General features: G+C 69.4%; 20 protein-coding genes and 2 pseudogenes. 10 read left to right on the top strand and 12 right to left on the bottom strand.

Annotation, left to right across the window (positions count from 1 at the left end; translation table 11 throughout):
* Window positions 1-158: 158 nt before the first annotated feature.
* The gene (locus QQM67_RS28075; RefSeq protein WP_314177795.1) at window positions 159-1,421 is read left to right on the top strand and encodes an MFS transporter; all 1,263 of its coding nucleotides are present in this window, start codon (window positions 159-161) and stop codon (window positions 1,419-1,421) included.
* 3 nt (window positions 1,422-1,424) lie between these two features.
* Window positions 1,425-2,009: a CGNR zinc finger domain-containing protein gene (locus QQM67_RS28080; RefSeq protein ID WP_314177797.1), complete on the top strand. Its 585-nt coding sequence runs from the start codon at window positions 1,425-1,427 to the stop codon at window positions 2,007-2,009.
* 7 nt (window positions 2,010-2,016) lie between these two features.
* Here the strand turns inward: QQM67_RS28080 and QQM67_RS28085 are convergent, their stop codons facing one another.
* A complete protein-coding gene (locus QQM67_RS28085; protein WP_314177798.1) occupies window positions 2,017-2,889 on the bottom strand; it encodes a LysR family transcriptional regulator in 873 nt (290 codons plus the stop codon).
* A gap of 1,007 nt (window positions 2,890-3,896) precedes the next feature.
* On the opposite strand from QQM67_RS28085, the pseudogene QQM67_RS28090 reads away from it, so the two are divergent.
* From QQM67_RS28090 to QQM67_RS28100, 3 genes and pseudogenes are all read left to right on the top strand, one after another.
* Window positions 3,897-4,010, top strand: a pseudogene (locus QQM67_RS28090) (IS630 family transposase); the annotation flags it as partial.
* Between the two features lie 96 nt (window positions 4,011-4,106).
* Window positions 4,107-4,772, top strand: coding sequence for a class I SAM-dependent methyltransferase (locus tag QQM67_RS28095; RefSeq protein ID WP_314177799.1), 666 nt, complete (start codon window positions 4,107-4,109; stop codon window positions 4,770-4,772).
* A 172-nt stretch (window positions 4,773-4,944) separates the two neighbouring features.
* A complete protein-coding gene (locus QQM67_RS28100) occupies window positions 4,945-5,493 on the top strand; it encodes a GNAT family N-acetyltransferase (RefSeq protein ID WP_314177800.1) in 549 nt (182 codons plus the stop codon).
* Between the two features lie 187 nt (window positions 5,494-5,680).
* Here QQM67_RS28100 and QQM67_RS28105 read toward each other — a convergent pair whose 3' ends face one another.
* From QQM67_RS28105 to QQM67_RS28120, 4 genes are all read right to left on the bottom strand, one after another.
* Complete coding sequence (locus QQM67_RS28105) at window positions 5,681-6,613, bottom strand: MBL fold metallo-hydrolase (protein WP_314177802.1); 933 nt, start codon at window positions 6,611-6,613, stop codon at window positions 5,681-5,683.
* A gap of 458 nt (window positions 6,614-7,071) precedes the next feature.
* A complete protein-coding gene (locus QQM67_RS28110; protein ID WP_314177803.1) occupies window positions 7,072-7,482 on the bottom strand; it encodes a RidA family protein in 411 nt (136 codons plus the stop codon).
* Between the two features lie 132 nt (window positions 7,483-7,614).
* Window positions 7,615-7,860 (bottom strand): hypothetical protein, encoded by a 246-nt coding sequence (locus QQM67_RS28115; protein ID WP_314177805.1) that lies wholly within the window; start codon window positions 7,858-7,860, stop codon window positions 7,615-7,617.
* Between the two features lie 3 nt (window positions 7,861-7,863).
* Entirely contained in the window at window positions 7,864-8,013 is a 150-nt protein-coding gene (locus QQM67_RS28120; protein ID WP_314177807.1) for a hypothetical protein, read from the bottom strand.
* Between the two features lie 132 nt (window positions 8,014-8,145).
* Here QQM67_RS28120 and QQM67_RS28125 point away from each other — a divergent pair, with 132 nt between their 5' ends.
* The 3 genes from QQM67_RS28125 to QQM67_RS28135 are packed head-to-tail and all read left to right on the top strand — an operon-like array spanning window position 8,146 to window position 13,515.
* A complete protein-coding gene (locus QQM67_RS28125; protein ID WP_314177809.1) occupies window positions 8,146-8,829 on the top strand; it encodes a hypothetical protein in 684 nt (227 codons plus the stop codon).
* Between the two features lie 5 nt (window positions 8,830-8,834).
* Window positions 8,835-10,376: a DNA polymerase Y family protein gene (locus tag QQM67_RS28130; RefSeq protein ID WP_314177810.1), complete on the top strand. Its 1,542-nt coding sequence runs from the start codon at window positions 8,835-8,837 to the stop codon at window positions 10,374-10,376.
* The gene (locus QQM67_RS28135; RefSeq protein ID WP_314177812.1) at window positions 10,369-13,515 is read left to right on the top strand and encodes an error-prone DNA polymerase; all 3,147 of its coding nucleotides are present in this window, start codon (window positions 10,369-10,371) and stop codon (window positions 13,513-13,515) included. Before QQM67_RS28130 ends, QQM67_RS28135 begins: the two co-directional genes overlap by 8 nt.
* Window positions 13,516-13,634: 119 nt before the next feature.
* Here the strand turns inward: QQM67_RS28135 and QQM67_RS28140 are convergent, their stop codons facing one another.
* Window positions 13,635-14,039: an MmcQ/YjbR family DNA-binding protein gene (locus QQM67_RS28140; protein WP_314177814.1), complete on the bottom strand. Its 405-nt coding sequence runs from the start codon at window positions 14,037-14,039 to the stop codon at window positions 13,635-13,637.
* A 580-nt stretch (window positions 14,040-14,619) separates the two neighbouring features.
* Here QQM67_RS28140 and QQM67_RS28145 point away from each other — a divergent pair.
* Together QQM67_RS28145 and QQM67_RS28150 are read left to right on the top strand one after the other, a co-directional pair.
* Window positions 14,620-14,747, top strand: a pseudogene (locus tag QQM67_RS28145) (dihydrofolate reductase family protein); the annotation flags it as partial.
* A gap of 14 nt (window positions 14,748-14,761) precedes the next feature.
* A complete protein-coding gene (locus tag QQM67_RS28150) occupies window positions 14,762-15,604 on the top strand; it encodes an alpha/beta fold hydrolase (RefSeq protein ID WP_314177816.1) in 843 nt (280 codons plus the stop codon).
* A gap of 382 nt (window positions 15,605-15,986) precedes the next feature.
* Here the strand turns inward: QQM67_RS28150 and QQM67_RS28155 are convergent, their stop codons facing one another.
* The 6 genes from QQM67_RS28155 to QQM67_RS28180 all read right to left on the bottom strand — a co-directional run bounded on the left by QQM67_RS28155 (window position 15,987) and on the right by QQM67_RS28180 (window position 21,350).
* Window positions 15,987-16,169 (bottom strand): hypothetical protein, encoded by a 183-nt coding sequence (locus QQM67_RS28155; RefSeq protein ID WP_314177819.1) that lies wholly within the window; start codon window positions 16,167-16,169, stop codon window positions 15,987-15,989.
* Window positions 16,170-16,521: 352 nt separating this feature from the next.
* Entirely contained in the window at window positions 16,522-17,439 is a 918-nt protein-coding gene (locus tag QQM67_RS28160; RefSeq protein WP_314177821.1) for an NADP-dependent oxidoreductase, read from the bottom strand.
* Between the two features lie 191 nt (window positions 17,440-17,630).
* Window positions 17,631-17,936: a DUF6510 family protein gene (locus QQM67_RS28165; protein ID WP_314177822.1), complete on the bottom strand. Its 306-nt coding sequence runs from the start codon at window positions 17,934-17,936 to the stop codon at window positions 17,631-17,633.
* Window position 17,937: 1 nt separating this feature from the next.
* Window positions 17,938-18,699, bottom strand: a complete 762-nt coding sequence (locus tag QQM67_RS28170) for a ferredoxin reductase (protein ID WP_314177824.1) — start codon at window positions 18,697-18,699, stop codon at window positions 17,938-17,940.
* Window positions 18,669-19,268, bottom strand: coding sequence for a sulfite oxidase-like oxidoreductase (locus QQM67_RS28175; RefSeq protein WP_314177826.1), 600 nt, complete (start codon window positions 19,266-19,268; stop codon window positions 18,669-18,671). The genes QQM67_RS28170 and QQM67_RS28175 overlap by 31 nt, the downstream gene beginning before the upstream one ends.
* Before the next feature lie 834 nt (window positions 19,269-20,102).
* Entirely contained in the window at window positions 20,103-21,350 is a 1,248-nt protein-coding gene (locus QQM67_RS28180; protein WP_314177828.1) for a PP2C family protein-serine/threonine phosphatase, read from the bottom strand.
* Window positions 21,351-21,444: the final 94 nt, after the last annotated feature.

The raw sequence follows: 21,444 nt of genomic DNA on the forward strand, positions 1-21,444 counted from the left end.
AAGTCCGATTCGGCTGAACCGAACGGATGTTGCCGCCCGCCGTCTCCCAGGTTGTGCCTTCGGCGGGCGGCAGTCATCATCGTGCAAGTAAGTATTCAAAACCCTTACTGCGCCTCCGATGCTGTAAGGGTTCCAACTCATTACGTAGGGAAGTGACGATGTCTCTCACCAAGCCCGGAGCACCATCGGCCGACGCACGGCCCGAGCCGCGGGCCCCGACGCCCGGCAGGCGCTTCGGCCCGCGCCACCGCTGGGTGATCCTCGGCATCGGCATCGCCTCGCAGGCGGCCTTCTCCGCTGCGTTCCAGGGCATTCCGACGACGTCCACCGCCATGCGAAGCGACTACCACCTGAGCAACGGCACACTCGGCATCGCCCTGTCGGCGATCTCGCTGGGGATCGCCGTCTCGGAAGTGGTCTGGGGCATCTGGACCGACAAGTTCGGCGAACGCCGCATCCTGCTGACCGGGCTTCTGGCCACCGGCTCCGTGCTGAGCGTCATGGCCGCGGCCGTGGTACCCGCAGGCTCGACAGTGCCCGCGGTCGGCGTCCTCAGTGCGGCGCTGCTTCTCGTCGGCATTCTCGGCGGCAGCGTCAACGGCTCCTCCGGGCGCGCCGTGATGGCCTGGTTCAAGGACGGCCAGCGCGGGCTGGCGATGAGCCTGCGGCAGACCGCCATCCCGGCCGGCGGGGCGCTCGGCTCCGCGCTGCTGCCGTGGCTCGCGATCGGCTTCGGGTTCCGGGCCGTGTACGGAGTGCTCGCACTGTTCTGCTTCACCGCGGCCGCCGCCACCTTCCGGTGGATGCACTCCCCGGACGATCAGGAGGCCGCTTCGGGGGCCGGGCAGGGGGCGACGGTTGCTTCGCCCATGCGGGACCTGAACGTGTGGCGCCTCGCGCTTGCGTCGGGCCTGCTGACCATCCCGCAGTTCGCCATCCTCACCTTCGTCGCGGTCTTCCTGCACGACACCCACCACTCCGCTCTGGCGGTCGGAGCCACCGCGATCGTCGTCGTCCAGTGCGGCGGTGCCGCCGCGCGCGTCGCCTCCGGACGGTGGACCGACAAGCACCCGGGCAGCCGGCGCCCCTACGTACGCGCTGTGGGAGCGGCCGCCACCCTTGCCATGGCCGCCGCGGCACTGCTGGCCGAGGCACCCACGTACGCGGTCGTCACGGCGCTCGTGGTCGGCGGCATCCTGGCCAACGCGTGGCACGGTGTGGCGTACACCGAGATCGCCCACATGGCAGGCGCCCAGCGCGCGGGCACGGCATTAGGGCTGGAGAACACCACCGTGTTCGTCGCCGGATTCCTCGCACCCCTGATGGTCCCGCTCTTGTCGCACGCATCATGGGCCCTGGTGTGGGCCACGTGCGCCGTGGCGACGCTGCTGGCCGTGCCCTTGGCGCCCGGAAGGAAGTAGCACATGACCGCGAAGAACCAGCTGCGGTTCGACGCAGGACGCATCTGCCTGGACCTGCTCGCCACGGTTGGGGCACGCCATTCGCCCGCCCCGGTTGAACGGATGGACGGCGAGGCCCGGCTGGTGGAGTGGCTGCGCGGCACCGGGCTGGTCTCCAGCCGGGACGAACTCGACGCCGACGCGACGTGGCTTGAGGCGTTCACGTCGCTGCGGGGCCGGCTGCACCGCGTCATCCACACTGAGCTGGACGGTGAGGCGGCCTCCGCCGAGGACCTGCGCGAGCTGAACCGGGCGGCGGCCGCGGGCGCGCCGCCCGCCATGCTGGAACGGGAGGTTGAGGGCGGTCTGCACCGGCGACTCGTACCGCCGGTGAGATGCGAGCAGTTGCTCGCCGCGGTGGCCGACGACGCCATCCGGCTGCTCGGCTCCTCCGACCGATGGCTGCTCCGCGAGTGCGAGGGCCCCACGTGCGACCTGGTCTACGTGGACACCTCGCGGGGGCGGCGGCGCCGCTGGTGTTCGGCCTCGGCGTGCGGCAACCGCCACTACGTCGCGGAGCACCGCGCACGGCGGACGCACCCCGCCTGATCGTCTCCTACCCGAGGTCGGTTCCCGGCGTCGGCCGCAACCGCCGCAGGTGCTCGACCACTTTGGACGGGCAGGTCTCCTGGTGCCACAGCACATCGGTCACCACGGTCCGGGCCGTTCGCAGGGGTAGCTCGACCAACTGTCCGGCGTTCAGGTACGGCTTGGCTGCCACCATCGGCAGCAGGCCGACACCGAGCCCGGACAGCGCCGACGACTTCACCCCCGACAAGGACCCGACCTGGAGGATGTCCGGCTGCGGCAGCCGGTCGAGGAACTCCTCCTCCACCAGCTGCCGGTACACGCACCCCTGAGCGGTGACCAGGATCCTGCGCGGATCCTGGGCCCGGACGGGGGAGCAGACAAGCACGGCGTTCTCCTCCCACAGACGCCGTCGCCCGACCAACCCCCGACCGTCGGGCGGCGGCTCATCGGAAAGCCCATTGACCAGTGCGATGGGCAGAGTTCCCTTCTCTATGCCTTCCACCAGTTGCCTGGCTGCTGCTGTACTGACTTCGACCTTCAGGTCGGGAAGAAATCGTGACAGCATCCGCAGAAAGACCGGCAGGCGGTATTCGGCCAGCGAATCAGTAGCACCGAGCGGTAATGCCGGAAGGCTTCCCTGAAGCACGTTGGTCACGGCCAGCCGGGCCTGGTAGAGGCGGTCCAGTACGGCCTCGGCATGGTCGAGCAGTGCGGCGCCCGCGGTCGAGAGCGGCTGCCCGGTGCGCCCGCGGTCGAACAGTCTCGCCCCCAAGTGGCGTTCCAGCGACTGCACATGTCCCGTCACGGTGGAACGGGCGTACCCCAGGGAGTCCGCGGCCGCTGCCATGCTGCCCTCTTTGGCCACCGCGGTGAACGTCTCTAGCCAGCGAACTTCCATACCCCCGTGCCCTTCTGGCTGTTCCGCTTGCTCCGGGCAAACGAAAAATAAACAGACTCACAAAGTCAGGAATGTACCGACTGCCGTGCAGATACGAACACTTCTTTATTCGACGTTTGCAAAGGCCGGTGGCAGAGGCGCTGTTGACAATCCACCGGTGGTGCCTCTCGTTCGCCGCCCCCTCCCGGGGCGTGCCGACTGGCATATGCGCGCCAGTCGTGGTCCGTCCCAGCTTCACAAGTGCGGGACTATTCACGCGCCTGTGCGCTGCTGCCGGGACGGCGCGCGAGCCGCCGGCGGCCTCCGGAAGGTGTCTGTCCCCCGGAGGATATGCGTTTATGCCTTGCATGCCTTGACCAAAGCGAGAACGCACAACAACGGCTCCGCTGCGACAGGTTGAACTCGCCGCGACGCGCCCGCCGTAGCGTCGGGCATGGGGATGTACGCCACGTAGGCGCTGCCGGGACCGCCGCGGCGGAGGGTGATGTCGTACTCGGCGTGGGTGAGTCGTCGTCGTAGCCGTGCTGTCCTGGGATCTCGCGGAGCGGTTCACCGCCGCCTGCGAACCAGCCGGTGCCGAAAACGACGTCGAGGGCATCGGCGATCAGGTGGCTGGGGATGCCGGTGATCTCGATGGTGACGCGAGAAGCGCTGGCGCCGTACCGGCGTCGTGGCGCGGGCGTGGTCCGCGACTTCGACCAGAGCCTGCGAAGCCGGCTAAGCGAGCAACGCGCGGGCTGACCCACCGCGATCAGGCGTGCTCCGACTCGGAAGAGCTGATCCGGTACAGGGCTGGCGCCGCATTCACGGGCACCGTCTACGTAGCGCAGCGCGGTATAGGCGACGGCCTGAACTCACGGGACCTGCTGGGCGCATGGGGGCGAACATGTCTCCACCGGCCGACGGGACGTCGTCGATGGACGACTCCGGCACGGATCGACGGTCGGCATTCGGCGGGTCATCGGCCAGCCGACCTCCATCCGCAACTCGACGTCCGACCTTGCCTCGCCGCGTTCAGGAGTATCCAGGCGGCCCGCCCGGACGGTGCCCCTGTCTCCGTCATCCTCGATAACCTCTCCGCCCACGAGGGCAGCAAGATCCGCCGGTGGTCGGCAAGGAACTTGGCACCCTCTCTCCGATCACGATCGGTGGGTCAGTGCATGGCCCCGATTTCTGTGGGTTGACCTTGTCCTTGGGGCAAGTCCCATCGTGAAGCTATGAACCCCGAATCAGCTCAGGAACAGCTGCTGTCCGAACAGCGTGCTTACTACAGTGCCCTTGCTCCGGACTACCTTGACCAACTCCTCGATCTTCCCGGCGGCGCCGAGCTGACTGAAGCGCTCGACGCGTTCCGGCCGCTGGGCAGCGTCCTGGAACTAGCCTGCGGCCCCGGCACTTGGACCTCTCAGCTGCGCCGCCACGCCGGCGACGTCACCGCCGTCGATGCATCCCCGGAAATGCTTGCGATCGCCGCAAGCAGGGTCGCTGACGACGCCCCAGTGAGGTTCGTCGAAGCTGACCTGTTCACCTGGGAACCTGACCGCCGTTACGACGTCGTCTTCATGGGGTTCTGGCTCTCACACGTGCCGGCCCGGCGATTCGAGTCCTTCTGGTCGCTGGTGGCCGCCGCCCTCGCACCGCAGGGCCGCGTGTTCTTCGTCGACGACCGCTACCGAACGCCGGAGGAGCTCGTCGAGGGCCCGTCATCTTCCACCATCCAGCGGCGCACCCCTGATGGGACGACCTACCAGATCGTGAAAGTCCCCTACGAGCCAGCGGAGCTGGAGGGGGAGCTTCGCGAGCTCGGCTGGGACATCACGGTTACGCCGACAGCCGGCCCGTTCTTCTGGGGCGCCGGAAACCGGGCTGGGGAGTCTCGCTAGACAGTGGCCTCTGCGATCACGACCGGAGCCAGTCATGACTGGCTTTACCGAGCAGTGAAATGACGTCACCGGAACCAGCGTTGCTCGTTGCCCCCGGATTGGCAGAGTGACGAGCGTGGAGCGTGCTCGAATTCTGAGTGCGCCTGGTCTCGGCTCGCGACAGGATGAGCGGATGGAGCAGCCGCTCGACGTGCCTGAACTTACTGCTGGTGCAGGCCTCACGCTTCGGTCGTGGCGCCTTTCGGACCTTCAGCTTGTCCGTGAGGCATCCGAAGACGATTACATTCCGCTGATCACCACGGTGCCCTCACCGTGTTCCGAGCCGGCAGGTGTCGCGTTCGTCGAGCGGCAGTGGAGTCGGGCGACCACCAGGGCCGGGTATCCGTTCGTCATCGTGAACGCTGAGGGACGGCCCGTCGGCAATGTGGGCCTGTGGCTGAAAGACCTGGGACAGGGCCGTGCATCACTGGGCTACTGGGTCGTCAGGTCGGCGCGCGGTCAGGGGGTGGCCGTGGCCGCGGTCGGTGCCGTTGCGAGCTGGGCCTTGGGCGAGCTGCGGATTCCTAGGCTTGAGCTATATGTGGAGCCGTGGAACACCGCTTCCGTGCGCACTGCCGAGCGCGCAGGGTTCCAACGTGAAGGGGTGCTGCGGGGGTGGCAGCAAGTGGGGTCCGAGCGCCGGGACATGTTCATGTACTCGCTGCTCGACGGCGAGCTGTGATGCCGCTGGCCCTGCCTGCTGTCCAGGTCGACAGGACCACGTCTTGGTGAAGCGCGGAGCTCCGCCCGCCCTGCTCGGTTCTTCGGCTCAGTCGCGAATCGCGGGAGCGGCGGCAGCGCATGCGCAGAGGGGGCGCCGGGGCAGGGTGACGACGAGGAGCGGACGCTTGCAGGGGAGGGGCCGCGGATCACCAGCGCACGGCGGTGAAGTCGAGGGGTTGCGGCCGGAGTTGGCGGGTTCGCGCCGCGAGTCCCAGCAGTCGGCGTGACATGTCGGCCTCGGGAAGCCACTTGCGGCCACCGTGTCCCGGCAGCAGCCATGTGAACCGGAGATCTGCGGCTGTACGGGTCAGCGATGCGCCCAACTCCTCGATGGAGTACCAGGTGACGCTTTCCGACACCTCGATGTCCCCCGTTGTACGGGACCAGTAGAAGCTGTCGCCGCTGAAGCAGTACCGCTCATCGGCGACGTACAGCACGCTCCCGCGCGTGTGTCCGGGCAGCGGGTGTGCCACGACTCCTTCGCCCACCGGGGACGGGCCTGTGCCGCGCAGTACGCGATCGGCCTCCGGGGCGGCGTCGAGGTCGCCCTCGTGTATCCACAGACGGGCTCCGAAGTGGTCGGCGTACTGGCGGCCGTGCGCAGCATGGTCCCGGTGGGTGAGCAGGACGTCGGTCACCGGAGCAGCCTTCGCCTCGTAGCGCGCTGCCAGTTCGGCGCTGTACCGGGGAGTGTCGATCAGCATGCTCCCGGACGGACGCCGCAGCAGGTACGAGTTGGCCCCTGCCGTGTGCGGCGAGTTGTGTCCGCAGAGGTGGACATCGCCTTCCAGAAGCATCGGGAAGGGGTCGAGCTCCGATTCGAGCCGTTGGTCGGCACGGCGGATCGAGCGGGTGTGGCAGGCGTACGCGGCGGCGTACATCTGCCGCAGCTCGCTTGCGTTCTGCGGCTGGCGCAGCACTTGGGAATGACCGTCCACCTCGCTGATCAACGCCGGCGCGAGCTGCCTGGCGACGTCGCAGTTCGTGCAGCGGCTGTCCACATACCAGCCGTGTGCGGCACCGGGCTGCCCGGTCTCGGAACGTACCTGGCCGGTCGGAGCGGGTGGAGTGTCGTGCATAGCGCGGCTGTCCTCTTCAGTGGTGAGGCGGCTCGTTGATCGCCTTCATGGGTATCGCGATGGGAGCGAAAAGCAGAAGGGGGTCCTTATCTTGTTCTTCACCGGGGATGAGACTCTGGCGCCCGCTCCAGCAGTCACAGTAGGTAAGTGATCGGATACGAGAAGTTGCCCTACGTGCACCCTCCGCTGACCCTGTCAGCGGAGGACAGGGCCGTGAAGCTCGACGAGTTGAGGGCTGCCCGCTTCCCGAAGCCCCGCGTCACTAACCGTCGCGGCATCACGGAAGTTGAGTCAGAACCGCAATTGTGAAGTCACTTGTCGCTGGGTTTCGCAGGCGCCCTCATCACGGAGGGGGCCGTGTTGATCAGTTCTGGAGGCACTGGGCCTCTTGCCAAGGCAGCAGCGGGGAGCTCTTGGCGGAGGGGCGCTGGTCATGCGGCCACAGCGTGGCAGTGGGCTCAAGAATCGAGTACGGCGGCGACGGCCTCGATCTCGACGAGTTGGTTCTCGTATCCGAGCACGGTGACGCCTATCAAGGTGCTGGGGACGTCATGGTCAGCGAACGAGTCCCGGACCACCTCCCAGGCAGCCACCAGGTCTTCCTGCCGGTCCGATGCGACGAGGACCCTGGTACTGATGACGTCCTGGAGTGACGCACCGGAAGCAGCGAGAGCCGCCTGCATGTTCTCGATGGCCTTCATCGCCTGACCCGCGTAGTCCCCGATCGCGGCAGTGGAGCCGTCATCGTTCAGCGGACAGGCCCCGGCGAGGAAGATCAGGCGTGACTCGGCGGGCGCCGTGGCCGCGTAGGCATACTCAGCAACGTCGGACAGGGCGGCGGAGCGGATCAAAGTGATGGCGCGAGGCATGGTCGTCGGGTCCTCTCCCGTCGGGTGTCGAGCAGGACGGACATCCTGCCAACGCCTCGTCAGTCCCACCTTTCCTTTTCGCCGCTCCCACGGCAGGCCCGTCACTTCTCCTGGACATCACGAGTCGAGTGATCACCAACTGACTCCGAACCCCGTCGGCAAACGCTGTCCCCAGAGATCGACAAAGCCGTCATGACAGTAGCTGCGGTGACCGCCTGAACGGATCGCGGCTCGGGCCATCGGCGAGGAGTCGGGGGCGAACCTCGCCTCGATCTCGTACCAGCGCGGCACGTCGGGCTGCTCAGGAACTATCTCGCCGCGCTGGCTCGCGGGCAGCACGAGGGGCGGATCAGGGAAGCGCTCGCGGAAGGGTTCCATCGTTCACGCCCAACGGTCGCTGCGCTTCTGGAACTTGGGGACGACCAGGCCGGTCGGGACGCCGCCGGGCTGGTGCTGGCCCTCGTCCACTGCCTGCTGATCCAGGTGCTGCTCGATCCCGACCTCGCCGTCGAAGGAGCGCAAACGCGGCACGTTCGGACTCGGCTGTGCGACCCACTGCCCGAACACGGCGCATGACACACCCGCACCGGCCTCACGGGCCGAACCGTGAGCGCAGTCGAAGACCTCGTATGTAATCGGTCGCGTGTTCGATATTCTCTGAGTGTGAGCGCAGCGCGAGTCATCGACAAGCCGTCGCCTCGGCGGGAGGCTTCTGGATTCTCCCTGGCTGCTGAGCTCAGTTCGCTGCTGCCCGGCGGGCGCCTGCGCCCTGGCACCACGGTCAGCACGGGCGGCGACATTCCGCTGCTGCTGGCACTGGCAGCTGAGGCCGCGGCAGAAGCAGGCGCGTGGGCCGTGATCGGCCTGCCGGAGCTGGGGGTACTGGCTGCGGAGTCGATGGGCCTGGATGTGGGCCTGGGCATGTTCGTCGACCACCCGGACCGGCGCTGGCCCGAGGTGGTGACCATGCTCGCTGAGGCGGTTCCGGTGCTTCTGCTCGGCGCATGCGGTCCTGCAACAGGCCGTACGGCGCAGCGTCTTGCTGCCGTGCAGCGGCGCACCGGCGCCGTCCTGCTGACCTCCGGTGCGTGGGAGGGGGCCGATGTACGCCTGGCGGTGACGCAGGCGCGTTGGGATGGGGTCGGAGTCGGGCATGGGCTGCTGCGGGCCCGGAGGGTGGAGGTGACGGCGTCCGGTCGCGGGGCTGCCGGAGGTGCCCCGCGGACGGCTCGGTTGTGGCTGCCTGGCCCGAACGGGCGGGCCGCGTCCCTCGCCGCCGCCGGTTCCGCGGACTGGGCGGACGACGAACCGGTGGCACAGCACGGTCCGCTGCGTGTGGTGCGGTGAGGGCGGTGGAACGGGTCGCGTGCGTGTGGCTGCCGGACTGGCCCGTCGTGGCCGACGGCACCAATCCAGAGGGCCTGCGCCAGACGGCTGTTGTGGCCGGGGGGAGGGTGGTGGCCTGCTCGGCCGCTGCCCGGGCGGTGGGTGTGCGCCGCGGCATGCGGCTGCGGCAGGCCACCAGCCGCGCTCCCGAACTGGAGGTGATCGCGCGCGACGTGGAGGGCGAGATGCGGCACTTCGAGCCCGTCCTTCAACTTCTCGAAGCAGAGATCGCGCCGCGCCTGGAGGTGATACGGCCCGGGCTGGTGGTGCTCCCGGCGCGCGGACCGTCGGGGTACTTCGGTGGTGAACAGGCCCTGGCCGACCGGGTCGTGGCGACCTTCGCCGCCGTGGGCCGCACCGCGCGCCTCGGTGTCGCGGACACCGTCTTCGCGGCGGCGCTGGCGGCGCGCCGCGGCGTGTTGGTGCCGGAAGGGAAGACGCGCGAGTTCCTGGCTCCGTACCCGGTCGGCGTGCTGGACCGTACGCACCTGGCAACTCTGTTGATCCGGCTGGGACTTCCCACCCTGGGCGACTTCGCCGGGATGCCCGGTGACAGGGTGCTGGAGCGTTTCGGCGTCGACGGCGAGGCGGCCCACCGCACCGCCCGCGGCCTGGAGGCGAGGGGCCTGAGCACCCGTACGCCGGGCCAGGACCTCACCGTCACCCACGACTTCGAGCCCGCCGAAGTCCTGTTGGATCCCGTGGCGTTCGCCGCGAAGCAGCTCGCGATGGAGCTGCACGAGCGGCTTGCCGCGGCTGGTGCGGCGTGTGCCCGTGTCGAGGTCGCGGTCGACCTCGCCGGCGGCAGGCGGCTTTCGCGGTTGTGGCGGCACGAGGGGCGGCTGTCGGAGCTGGCCGTCGCGGAACGGGTCCGCTGGCAGCTGACCGCCTGGCAGGAGTCCGGCGCCCTCGCGCAGCACGGCGAAGGAAGCGCTGGTGGCGACGGGATCGTGCGGCTGGCGTTGCGTCCGGAGGCGCTGAGCCCCGCGACCGGCAGTCAAGGGCTGCTGTTCGGCGGGCGTACGGCGAACGCCGAAATGGAGGCCGCAGCCGCGCGGTTGCAGGCGATGCTCGGGCACGGAGCGGTCACGCGCGTACGGCTGGGCGGGGGCAGGGGCCCGGCCGAGCGCGCGGTGCGCGTCGCCTTCGGTGATCTGCCGCCCGAGGACGGCCTTCCCGACGGGCCGTGGCCCGGTCGCCTGCCCGCGCCGCACCCGGCGTGGGTGCCGCTCCAACCGGAAAAGGCCCGACTCCTCGACGACGGCGGTGAGTTGGTCGGGGTCTCGGCCCGTCTGGAGCTGTCGGCGCCCCCGGCCCGGCTCGCCGTTCGCGGGTGTCCGGCCGCCGACGTCTCGGGCTGGACGGGCCCGTGGCCCGCCGTGGAGCAGTGGTGGGAGAAGGCGGCGGCCCGCCGGCTGGTGCGCATGCAGGTCGTCACCGCAGGCGGCCCGGCCTGGCTGCTGGTCCTGGAAGAAGGTCAGTGGTGGGCGGAGGCCTGCTATGGCTGAGAGGGGGAAGGGGCGGCTGCTGCGCCTGCCCACCAGGGGGCGAAGACCCGACGGGTGGGCGGAGTTGCACGTCCACTCCTCCTTCTCGTTCCTGCAAGGCGCGAGCGAGGCCGAGGAGTTGGCCGCGCAGGCAGTCGAGTTGGGCGTCGAGGTGCTGGCGGTCACCGACCGGGACGGTCTGTACGCCGCGCGCCGACTGGCCGCCGCCGCCCGCGACCGGGAGCTGGGCACCGTCTACGGCGCCGAGCTCCAACTGCCGTCCCCGTACGGGCCGTTGGTGATCCTCACCCGCGACCTGACCGGCTTCCGGCAGCTCGCCGCGGCCCTCTCCGCAGCGCAACTGGCCGGATCCAAGGGCGCTCCCGTCTACGACCTCCAGCAACTGGCCGCGGCGGCCCGCGGCGGTCACTGGGCCGTCCTGACCGGCTGCCCCGCTTCCCCCGAAGAGACCTCTGCGGACACCGCCGCGGAACTGGACGATGTGAACGCGGCCACCCGGTACTTGGAGCAGCTGACCGATCTCGTCGGCCCGGACGCGCTGCACGTCGAACTGATCGACCACGCACTCCCTGCCGACTCGCCACGCAACGACACTCTCCATGCCGCCGCCAGCCGTCTCGGCCTGTCCGTCGTGGCCTCCAACGCCGTGCACTACGCCGCCCCCGCCCAGGCCCGCCTCGGCCAGGCGCTGGCCGCGCTGCGCCGCCGCGAGGACCTCGGGAAGGCGGCCGGGCACCTGCCGCCCGCTCCCACAGCGCATCTGCGCTCGCCCGCCGAGATGGCCCGCCGTCTGGCGCGCTACCCCGGCGTCCAGGCCAGCACCCTTCAACTGGGCCGCGATTGTGTGATCGACCTGGCCGCGCTCACACCGCAGCTGCCCGGCTTCCCCGTCCCCGACGGGCATACCGAGACCAGCTTCCTGCGGCACCTGGCCACGCGCGCCGCGGCCCACACCTACGGCCCCCGCGAGACCTCCGCGGCGCAGGTGGCGTGGCGGCAGCTGGACCGCGAGCTCGACGTCATCGAACAGCTCGACATGGCCGGCTACTTCCTCATCGTCCACGACATCGTGCAGTTCTCCACCGCCACCGGCATCTGGTGCCAGGGCCGCGGCTCGGCCGCCAACTCCGTCATCTGCTACGTACTCGGCATCACCGCCGTCGACCCGATCAAGCACAAGCTGCTCTTCGAACGCTTCCTGTCCGTCGAGCGGGCCGAAGCCCCCGACATCGACATCGACTTCGAGAACGCCCGCCGCGAGGAGGTCATCCAGTACGTCTACCGGCGCTGGGGCCGCACCCACGCGGCACAGGTCGCCAACGTCATCACCTACCGGCCCCGGCTCGCCGTGCGCGACGCCGCCCGCGCGCTCGGCTACGCCACCGGCCACATCGACGAGATGACCCGGCACATCCAGCACCACCAACCCCCGGGCGAAGACGCCGGCACACCGCACGACGTACGCGAACTCGCCGCCCAACTGGACGGTCTGCCCCGGCATTTGGGCGTACACGTCGGAGGCATGGTCCTCACCCGGCAACCGGTTGGCGAGATCATGCCCGTCGAATGGGCCACCGCCGAGGGACGCAGCGTCCTCCAGGGCGACAAGGACGACGTCGAGGAAGCCGGACTGGTCAAGATCGACCTGCTCGGGCTGGGCATGCTCTCCGCCCTGCACACCGCCTGTGACCTCATCGCCCGCCACCACGGCCGCACCTTGGACCTGACGTCCATACCGCCCGACGACCCGGGCGTGTACGCCATGATCTCCGACGCGGACACCGTGGGCCTCTTCCAGGTCGAATCCCGCGCCCAGATGTCCACCCTGCCCCGCCTGCGTCCGGCGACATTCCAGGACTTGGTGGTGGCGGTCTCGCTGATCCGGCCAGGTCCGATCCAGGGCGGCTCCGTCCACCCCTACCTGCGCCGCCGCGCCGGGCGCGAGAAGGTCACCTACCCCCACCCGCTCGCCCAGCCCGCCCTGGAGCGCACCCTCGGCGTGCCGCTCTACCAGGAGCAGATGATGCGGCTCGCCATGGACTGCGCCGGCTTCGGCCCCGGCGAGGCCGACCAGCTGCGCAAAGCCCTGGCCGCCAAGCACGCCCCCGAGCGGGTCGCGAAGATGCGCGAGCGGCTGATGACAGGCATGGCCGCCCGCGGCATCCCGCCCGAAGCAGCCGAGGAGCTCTACACGATGATCCAGGCCTTCTCCGGATACGGCTTCCCCGAGAGCCACTCCCAGTCCCTGGCCTACATCGTCTACGCCTCCGCCTGGATCAAGCTGCACTACCCGGCCGCCTACATCGCCGGCATCCTGGCCAACCAACCCATGGGCTTCTACAGCCCGTTGACCCTGATCGGCGACGCCCGCCGCCGCGGCATCACCGTCCGCGGCATCGACGTCACCCACTCCGGCCCGTACGCCGACCTCGAACCTGACGAGGCCTCAACGGGCGGCCGGGCCATCAGGCTGGGCCTGACCGGCGTCCGCGGTCTGTCGAGCGAGACCGCGCAGGCCGTCGCCGACGGCCGCCCCTACACCGGCCTCGAGGACTTCGCCCGGCGCACCCGGCTGCCGACGAAAGTGCTGGAGAACCTCGCCACCGCGGGCGCCTTCGCCGGCTTCGGCATCAGCCGCCGCGATGCCCTGTGGGCCGCCGGGGCCCTCGCCCCTGTCGACGAGACCCTGCTGCCCGGCACCACCGCGGCACCCGCCCCGCCCGCGCTTCCCGCCATGACCGTCATCGAGGAGACCTTCGCCGACCTGTGGGCCACCGGCGCCAGTCCCGACAGCCACCCCGTCCAGCACCTCCGGGCTCAGCTGGACGCCCGGGGAGTGCTCCCCGCCGCCGCCGTACGCGAACTGCCGGACGGCACCGCGCTGCTCCTGGGCGGCCTCGTCACCCACCGGCAGCGCCCGCCCACCGCCAAGGGCACCTGCTTCCTCAACATCGAGGACGAGACCGGCATGATCAACGTCATCGTCCCCCCACCCGTCGCGGACACCCACATGAAGACCGCCGTCGACCACGCCGCACTCCTCATCCACGGCCGCATCGAACGCACCGGCAGCGCCGTCAACGTCATCGCCCGCCACCTCGAACCCCTCACCGTCGACACACCCACGCACCGCCGATAGCCAGAGCGAACGGTGCCACCTGTCACCCGGCACCTCCGCGTCGCCGAGGTCACCGGCGGTGGCAGGCAGCTCAGCGGCAGGGAAAGCGGTATTGGAGACCGCAGCCGTGTCCAGCCGCTTCAGAGTCCCGGGTCCGCGTCGAGGCGTGCGACGAGGGTCTTGGGGGCGACGCAGCGGTAGGCGTCCAGCACGATCTCGCGCACCTCCTCCCAGTCGGGACCGTCCGCCTCCAGATCCAGCCGCATGCCGACCCAGTCGCTGCCGCCGAACCGCGGTGTGAAGAAGGTGTACGGGTCGGCGGCGGCCAGTTCGTGGCGCACGCCCGGCGCAGCCGCCGCCCAGAAGGCGACGTGGGTCTCGTCGAGGTTGTGGGCAGCGGGGTCGACGAACTTGAGGAAGGACCGCCTGCCACGCACGAACCAGGTCGGCGCACCGTGGGTCAGATTCTCCGTCACCTCGGGCAGCTTCATGCAGAGCGCCCGCACGTGGACGAGCAGATCCTCGGTCTGCGGAGGGGAGTTCATGCGCCTGCCTCTCGCTCACCCGGCCCACCTGACGGGAGCGGCACCTTCTGCCCTGGCTGCCGCCCGGCCCGACAGCGACGTCTCCACGGCTCCCCGGAACCGGGCGGCCATACCGATCGCTCCCGGCATGCCGCCCCGGGCTCCACCGCGGCGCGGCCGCCCTGACGGAACTGTACGACGCCCCGCCCGCGCGGGACGACGCGTGGAGGAACTGGCCGCGCAGGCAGCAGAGTCGGGACGGCTGAGATCTCCGGTGCGGGCAAGTTGCGGACCGTGTTCGGGACTTCAAACACGCGTGGGGCGGCTCGTAGTTCTCTCGTAGTTCTACGGAGGACGGCGGGCCACACGCATCGGTGGCCCTCTGTCGCCGGGCGCTTGCATCGAGCGCTCCAAGTGGTTGTGGCAGCGCTCCAGGTGGAACGTCGTAGGCATCACGAGAATGCGCCTCTAACGTGCTCGGGGGCGATCGTCGCTGTACGTCCGACGTGCCGCTTCGCGCGTCGTGCGGTCGAGTTCGCATCCGCGACACGCTTCATGCCGTGAGCGATGAGTCTGGGCGGCGGGCCGGGTCTGCCCTGGCATGACTCGAATCTTCGCTGACATCTCGGTCTCTCTCGACGGCTTCGTCACCGGGCCGCCCCCAGCCCGGGCAACGGTCTGGGTACCGGCCGCGAGGACGTCGACCGCGACGCACCTGACCTACGACGTTCCCCGGTGATCCGATGACCACTGTCAACGCCAATGAGATCGCCTTGGGTATCGAGTCGTTCGGTGACGACGACGCGCCACTCGTCCTGCTCGCGGGCGGCACGACGATGCTCTCCTGGCCCGACGCGCTGTGCGAGCGCCTCGCCGCCGGCGGGCGCCGGGTGGTGCGCTACGACCTGCGCGATAGCGGGGAGTCGACGACGGCGGATCCGGAGGCGCCCGCCTACACCCTGCGCAGCCTCGCCGCCGACGCGGCAGCTCTTGCTGACGCGCTCGGCGGGGGGCCTGCGCACCTCGCGGGGATCGGCGTCGGCGGGATGGTCGCCCAGGTGGCCGTGCTCGACCATCCGGGCGCGTTCTCGGCACTCACCCTGGTCGGCACCCGCGCTGTTGCCCCTGGCCCGCCCGACGATGACCTCCCCGACCATGACCAGGCGGCGATGAGCCGGCTCTTCGCGCGTCCGATGCCCGATTGGACGGACCGCGAGGCGGTTGCGGAGTTCGCCGCCGGAGGCGCGGAGATCCTCGGAGACGATCCCGTCGCCGCGCGCGCAACCGCAGCGCGCATCTGGGACCGCACTCCCGGCACCGCCCCCGCGGTCCAGATGGCCAACCAGATGGGCATGGTGTTCTCCAGGCTCGACTGCCAACCCCGCTGGCGCGAGCGGCTGCCCGAGATCGAGGTCCCCACGCTCGTCGTCCACGGCCGCCGCGACCGGTTCTTCCCCGTCGGCAACGGCGAGGCGATCGCGCGCGAGATCCCCGGGGCACGGCTGCTCGTCCTCAAGGAGGCCGCCACTGCGATCCCCGATGCGGCGATCGGCGAGGTCACCGAGGCGATGCTCACGCTCGGATAGACGGCGGCGGTGCCGCGCGGGTCTGGCCTCTGCTCAGCAGTGCCGTCGGAGACACGGAAGAAGGACCTACTGGACGGCAGCACCCGTAGTCCCCGCGACATCCTGGACGCCCCCTTCGAGTAGAACGTTGCCGGAGAACGGGCTGGCTCCGATATCACGGGGCCGCCGGGGTCGTTGACAATGGCGGTGTGGCCAACCTGTGGCCGGCGCTGCGGACTTGATGCTGGGGCGTGCTCCCCATCGCGGTTGCGAACTGCTCACCATCGGCACCAACTGCCGGAGCAGGCCGCCGATCGCGGTCAGGACAGGGGTGAGTGAGGGGCCGGCGGCCGTGCAGTGGCCGAATTGACCACGATCGGCAGCAGCGGGGCAGTTCCGCTGATCAGAAGACCCAGTCCTTGGCGCAGTCGTCCCAGTCCCAGGGCTTTGCGGAGCACTTGCTCTTGGCGCTCACATCAGCTGCAGAAGACTTGGTGCCCACTTCTCCAGCCGTTGCCGTACCAGCCCCGGCAACGGCGATTACCGCGACAGCCGCCGCGACGGCAATCTTCTTGACCTTGCGCATCATTCTTTTCCCTTTCGTCGTTCAAGCAGCCCAAGTACACGCTGTGCACACGACTCTGACAATCCGTCGACGGACGGGTACTCAGTCATCCCTTGGTGGGAGACGCCTCGGCATCTCTGGAAAGAGTGGCCGTGGCCCTGACGCCCAACTCGGCTTGCATCAGCAGGTGTTCAGCGAGGCTTCAATGCTCAAGCGGGGGCGGCGAGCCGAGCCGAACTGTGCGTGCCCGTGATCAACCGGATTGCTGCGGCGGTCAATTGCTGGTGGAGGCTCTGGCCATCCCGACGACGAAGCGGGTGCAAACCCCGAAATCGACTGCGTAAACGACGTGCCCGTCGCTGTTCCCGAGTCCTTACGGATGAACGTTGATGATGGTCTTCCCTTTGATCCGCTCGGTCGGGTTGAAGGCGGCGACGGCCTGATCGAGGGCCGAGACGTTGCCGATGTTGGTCCGCAGCCGTCCGTCACGCACACGACGGACGACCTCACGCAGTTGGGCACGATCGGCCTCGACAACGAAGTCGACCGCCAGGCCGTTCGCAGGCCGCGCCTCGGGCGGCCCGACGATGGACACCAGGGTTCCTCCGGCCCGAACCAGGCTCGCGGACCGCTTCTGAACGTCGCCGCCGATGACATCGAAGACAAGGTCGACGCCGCCGACGTCCTCCAGCGCGCCGTTCTCAAGGTCGACGAACTCCCGCGCGCCGAAATCAAGCGTCTTCTGGCGGTCCGCAGCGCGTCCGGTGCCGATGACGTACGCGCCGAACTCACGTGCCAGCTGCGTCACCATCGAGCCGACTGAGCCGGCCGCGCCGTGCACGAGCACGCTCTGCCCCGACTGAAGGCGGCCGTGCTCGAACAGTCCCTGCCACGCGGTCAGCCCCGAAATCGGCAGGCTCGCGCCCACCGTGAAGTCGACGTCGCCCGGGAGCGGCGCGAGGTTGCGTGCCTCGACGGCCACATACTCCGCCAGGGTGCCGTCGCGATGCCAGTCCGTGAGGCCGAACACCCGCTGTCCCACTGACACGCCCGTCGTGCCATAGCCGAGGGCGGTGACCACTCCGGCCAGCTCGTGCCCCGGGATCGACGGTGTTCGGTCACGGTTGGCGCGATCGGTCCAGGTCGAGGGCCACGCCAGCTCAGTCGGGACGAATCCCGACGCATGAACCTCGACGACGGCGTCGTTTGTCGCCGGTTCGGGCTCGGGCCGCTCCACCAGCGTCATCCCGGCCGTTCCCGCGGCCTGGTCCGTCACCACAATCGCTCTCATCAGGCACCTCCCTGTATCCAGTCCTCGCCCCCGCACCCTGTGCACGGTTCTGTGGACGGTCATCCAGACCACTGACGGCCGGCGGGCGAGGCACCGACATCGTGGCGGCCCAGCAGACCGGGGCCGTTCGCGCCCGCACGCTCCCGCCGCTGGCGGGGCCCTGTGCGACGCGGTTCTGTTCGGCAGTCGGGTCAGGTGGTTGTCAGTGGGATGCGCAGGGTCATGGTGCCGCGCAGGTCGAGCCATGCGTTGTCCGGGGAGCGCATCAGGCGGAGCGTCACGTGGCCGCAGTGCGGGCAGCGCCCGACCAGGCCGGGTGCTCGGGTGTAGACGTGCAGCCGGGCCACCGGTTCGGTGACGCCGCAGTTCGCGCAGCGGCCGAGGGCGCCGGTGAGGTCGACGGCGAAGATCTCGGAGAGGGGACCGGCGAGGGCGTTGCCGTCCTCGTACTCGTCGCCGTTCTGTCTGTAGCCGTCGGGTTGGTTCATGTCAGCCATCTCAGCCTCCACTGGGGCCGAATCGTTCGGTTCGGATGCGGTCGGGGCCGTAACCCAGGTCGACGAGCAGGTCCGCCGCGGTCTCGACGAATCCGGTGGGGCCGCAGACGTAGCACATCGGTGAGGTTTCCGGCGGCCAGGCGAAGGAGGTCATGTCCTGCCTGGTGATCCGGCCGGGTGGACGTGGCCAGCCGTCGGGAGAGGTCCGCGTGTAGAGGAGTTCCGTCTCCAGGCCGGGGTCGCCGCGCATCAGTTCTGCGCCGTAGTAGCCCTCGGCCGGGCTGCGGACCGAGTGCAGCAGCCGGAAGGGTGTGGGGTCGGCGGTCTCGCGGCGGGCGCGGATCATCGCCATGAGGGGTACGACGCCGGAGCCGCCGCCGATCAGCAGCACCGGGCGGGTTCCGTCCGGCGACCACACGAACCAGCCGCCGACCGGTCCGCGCAGCTCCACGGGGTCTCCCGCCGCGAGTTGATCGATCAGGTACGGGGAGACCTCGCCGTCGGCGACCTTCTGCACGGTGATCTCGACGTGCTGCCCGCCCGGCGCCGACGCGAGCGAGTAGCTGCGCTGGGCGCTGTAACCGTCCTGAGCGGTCAGCCGCACGTCCACGTGCTGTCCGGCCAGGTGACCGGGCCAGTCCGGCACGTCCAGTACGAGAGTGCTCGCGGTCGCGTTCTCCGTGCGCCTTTCGATGAGCGTGGCGACCCGCCAGCGCAGGCGGGGGCGGGTGCCTAGTCGCCCTGATACCGCTGTTCGCGCCATGGGTCTCCGTAGTCGTGGTAGCCGAGGCTCTCCCAGAAGCCGGGCTCGTCCCGGGTGAGCAGGCGCATGCCGTGCACCCACTTCGCCGACTTCCAGAAGTAGAGGTGGGGGACGAGCAGCCGGGCCGGGCCGCCGTGCTCTGGAGGAATGTCGTCGCCTTCGTAGCCGTAGGCGATCCACGCCTGGCCCTCCATCAGGTCCTCCAGCGGCACGTTCGTCGTGTAGCCGCCGTAGGAGCTGACCAAGGCGAAGTCCGCGGCCGTCTCCACGTCCGCCAGGAGCACGTCCAGGGAGACGCCCTGCCACGAGGTGTCGAATTTCGACCACTTGGTCACGCAGTGCAGGTCGAGCGTGGGGCTCTCACTGGGCAGCGACGTCAACTCGGCCCAGCTCCAGGAACGGCGGTCCCCCGTCTCCGTCTCCACGGTGAACTCCCAGTCCTCCCGGGCGATCCGCGGCGTCGGACCGGCCGAAAGCACGGGGAAGTCGTGCGTCTCGTACTGCCCCGGCGGCAGCCGGCGGGAGGACTCCCGCGGCCGGCCCCGGAAACCGGGGGAGACCACACCCATCCGCGACTCCTTCTCCTCTGTCCCCGAAGGGAACGGGACGCAGCGTGCCCCGCGGCGCCTGCTACGGGCGGGGACGAATCGTCGAGCTTCCAGGAACGTACGGCCCGGCGATCAAGGACGCGACCGGAGGAGCCGTTCGGCGCAACCACAAGGCTCAGCACCAGGCTCAGCACCGGCCGACTCCGGCCACGCGTGCCCGTAAGCCGGCGGGCTCCAGCCCTCTGTCGTCGCTGTGGTCAGCGCTCCGTGCCGGGCATTTCGGGGTACGACAGGGCAACCAGACGCGATACACCCGTAACCAAGGTTACCCGGCAGTCGTTGAACACCTCACCCGCGACACGGGTTTGCCAGGAGGTGTTGGCTCATGCACCAAGGCTCGGCCCCGATCCGTTGTCCCGCATGCCTCGGTAGCGGTGACGGCCAGACCGTCATGACGGGCCTGCGCAAGTACATCGAGCCCTGCGGCTTGTGCAAGGGTGCGGGACGGTTGATCGTCATCCTGCGCCTTGGATGCCTTGCCCTACCGCTTACGTCGCCTCTTCGCCTACATGTGCCAGAGTGTGCGCTCAAAACCACTCATATGCGTGAACCCGTCAACTCCACGACTACTGGGTCAAGTTGGGGACTAGCATCCGTAGAAGGGAACGGCGGTTCCCCGAGCGGTACCGGTGTCCCGAAGACTCAGCCTGCTTGACGTACGTGCTTGACCGGGCGCGAGCCTCCGGCCCGGGTGTCAGTCTGCGAACTGACACGCTCCTGTGGCTCTGTCGGAATGGCCTCCCGGACCCACAGGGGCAACCGTTGCCCAGGGCCCGCCGCGGCGAGCGAGCGGCGTCAGAAGTCCACGGTGGCCAGGTGGTCGGCACTGCCGCCGCGCCATTCCATGAGGAGGAGCGTCGCGTCGTCGCTGGTGATTCCCTCGCGTTCCAGCTTCAGCGTCTGGGAGAGGTGGCGCACCATCGACTGCACGCCGCCGTTGAGAGGGCCCACGCGCTCCACGATTTCGATCAGGCGCTCCTCGCCGAACTGGGCTCCGCCCACCTTGTGCTCCTCCACGAGTCCGTCGGTGTAGAACAGCACCCTGTCGCCGGGACGGAGTCGTGTTGAGGAGACCAGGGGGGTCGCGCCTCCGAAGCCGACGGGCAGGGTGCCCGGGCTGTGCAGTTCCTCGATCACCCGGTGACCCCGGATCAACAGGGGTGTGGGGTGACCGGCGTTGACCCACTCCAAGTGCCCGGTTCCGATGTGCAATTGCATCATCTGTGCCGTGACGAACTGGTCGGGGCCGAACTGCTCGTCGATCGCCCGGTCCATGAACGCATACAGTCCGTCGAGCCCGACGTTCTGGCGCCGGGCGTGCCTGTAGGCAGTGACAGCCAGGGTCGCCAGCAGGGAGGCGTTCAGACCGTGGCCCATCGCGTCGATGACGGCCATGTTCAGGAGGTCGTCGTTGAGGGCGTAGTCCAGGCTGTCACCGGCGACGTCGTAGGCCGGCTCCAGGGCTCCGGCGAGTGCGACTTGCGGAGTCTCCATCGACAGCGGGGGCAGTAGAGCCCACTGGACCTCCGCCGACAGCGACATGGGCATGCGCCTGCGCGCTTGAAAGAACTGGTCGGTGTAGGCGTTCTTCGTGACCAGCATGTCTGCCACCAGGCCGGCCAGCCGCCGCAACAGCCGCCGGTCGTCGTCGTCCACGGAATCGAGGGTGACGGTCATGACGCCGACCTCGTCGCTGCCGTCCAGAAGCGGCAGGTATATCCGTACGCCACCGGGCTGCACGTCCTCGACCGCGGTCTTCCGGAGAAAGGCGTCACCCGCCATCGAGCCGTCGATCGGCAAGGCTTGGCCGACGACCAGCCCCCGGCCGGGCAGCGGCACCAGTTCGGCCTGCTCATAGTCCTGAAGAAAGATCGAGACATCCCGGCCACCGACCCTCTGGATCTCCTCCGCGACCAGCGGGGCGATCAGTTGCGGCGGCATCTCGTGGGCGCGGTCCAGGAGCTTTCCCAGCAGACGTTCGCCGAAGCCCTCCGACAGGTTCACCGCAACTCTGCGAGGGTCCCGGCGCCGGGCATCACTCATCGCGCTCCTCTCCCACGGCCTCAAGCCTCGGACAACGCGCCTGTGGGGGCCACGGCAGGCAGCCGACCGGCGTAAGCGGACAGCCCCTGGCACA

Source organism: Streptomyces winkii (genome assembly GCF_032248595.1).
Lineage (GTDB): Bacteria > Actinomycetota > Actinomycetes > Streptomycetales > Streptomycetaceae > Streptomyces > Streptomyces winkii.

Coding starts and splice junctions, on each gene's coding strand:
- QQM67_RS28165 (WP_314177822.1), bottom strand. CDS start 17,936: ATGGCTGACATGAACCAACCCGACGGCTACAGACAGAACGGCGACGAG.
- QQM67_RS28075 (WP_314177795.1), top strand. CDS start 159: ATGTCTCTCACCAAGCCCGGAGCACCATCGGCCGACGCACGGCCCGAG.
- QQM67_RS28085 (WP_314177798.1), bottom strand. CDS start 2,889: ATGGAAGTTCGCTGGCTAGAGACGTTCACCGCGGTGGCCAAAGAGGGC.
- QQM67_RS28160 (WP_314177821.1), bottom strand. CDS start 17,439: ATGAGAGCGATTGTGGTGACGGACCAGGCCGCGGGAACGGCCGGGATG.
- QQM67_RS28135 (WP_314177812.1), top strand. CDS start 10,369: ATGGCTGAGAGGGGGAAGGGGCGGCTGCTGCGCCTGCCCACCAGGGGG.
- QQM67_RS28180 (WP_314177828.1), bottom strand. CDS start 21,350: ATGAGTGATGCCCGGCGCCGGGACCCTCGCAGAGTTGCGGTGAACCTG.
- QQM67_RS28175 (WP_314177826.1), bottom strand. CDS start 19,268: ATGGGTGTGGTCTCCCCCGGTTTCCGGGGCCGGCCGCGGGAGTCCTCC.
- QQM67_RS28100 (WP_314177800.1), top strand. CDS start 4,945: ATGGAGCAGCCGCTCGACGTGCCTGAACTTACTGCTGGTGCAGGCCTC.
- QQM67_RS28080 (WP_314177797.1), top strand. CDS start 1,425: ATGACCGCGAAGAACCAGCTGCGGTTCGACGCAGGACGCATCTGCCTG.
- QQM67_RS28155 (WP_314177819.1), bottom strand. CDS start 16,169: ATGCGCAAGGTCAAGAAGATTGCCGTCGCGGCGGCTGTCGCGGTAATC.
- QQM67_RS28170 (WP_314177824.1), bottom strand. CDS start 18,699: ATGGCGCGAACAGCGGTATCAGGGCGACTAGGCACCCGCCCCCGCCTG.
- QQM67_RS28140 (WP_314177814.1), bottom strand. CDS start 14,039: ATGAACTCCCCTCCGCAGACCGAGGATCTGCTCGTCCACGTGCGGGCG.
- QQM67_RS28115 (WP_314177805.1), bottom strand. CDS start 7,860: ATGGAACCCTTCCGCGAGCGCTTCCCTGATCCGCCCCTCGTGCTGCCC.
- QQM67_RS28095 (WP_314177799.1), top strand. CDS start 4,107: ATGAACCCCGAATCAGCTCAGGAACAGCTGCTGTCCGAACAGCGTGCT.
- QQM67_RS28150 (WP_314177816.1), top strand. CDS start 14,762: ATGACCACTGTCAACGCCAATGAGATCGCCTTGGGTATCGAGTCGTTC.
- QQM67_RS28110 (WP_314177803.1), bottom strand. CDS start 7,482: ATGCCTCGCGCCATCACTTTGATCCGCTCCGCCGCCCTGTCCGACGTT.
- QQM67_RS28105 (WP_314177802.1), bottom strand. CDS start 6,613: ATGCACGACACTCCACCCGCTCCGACCGGCCAGGTACGTTCCGAGACC.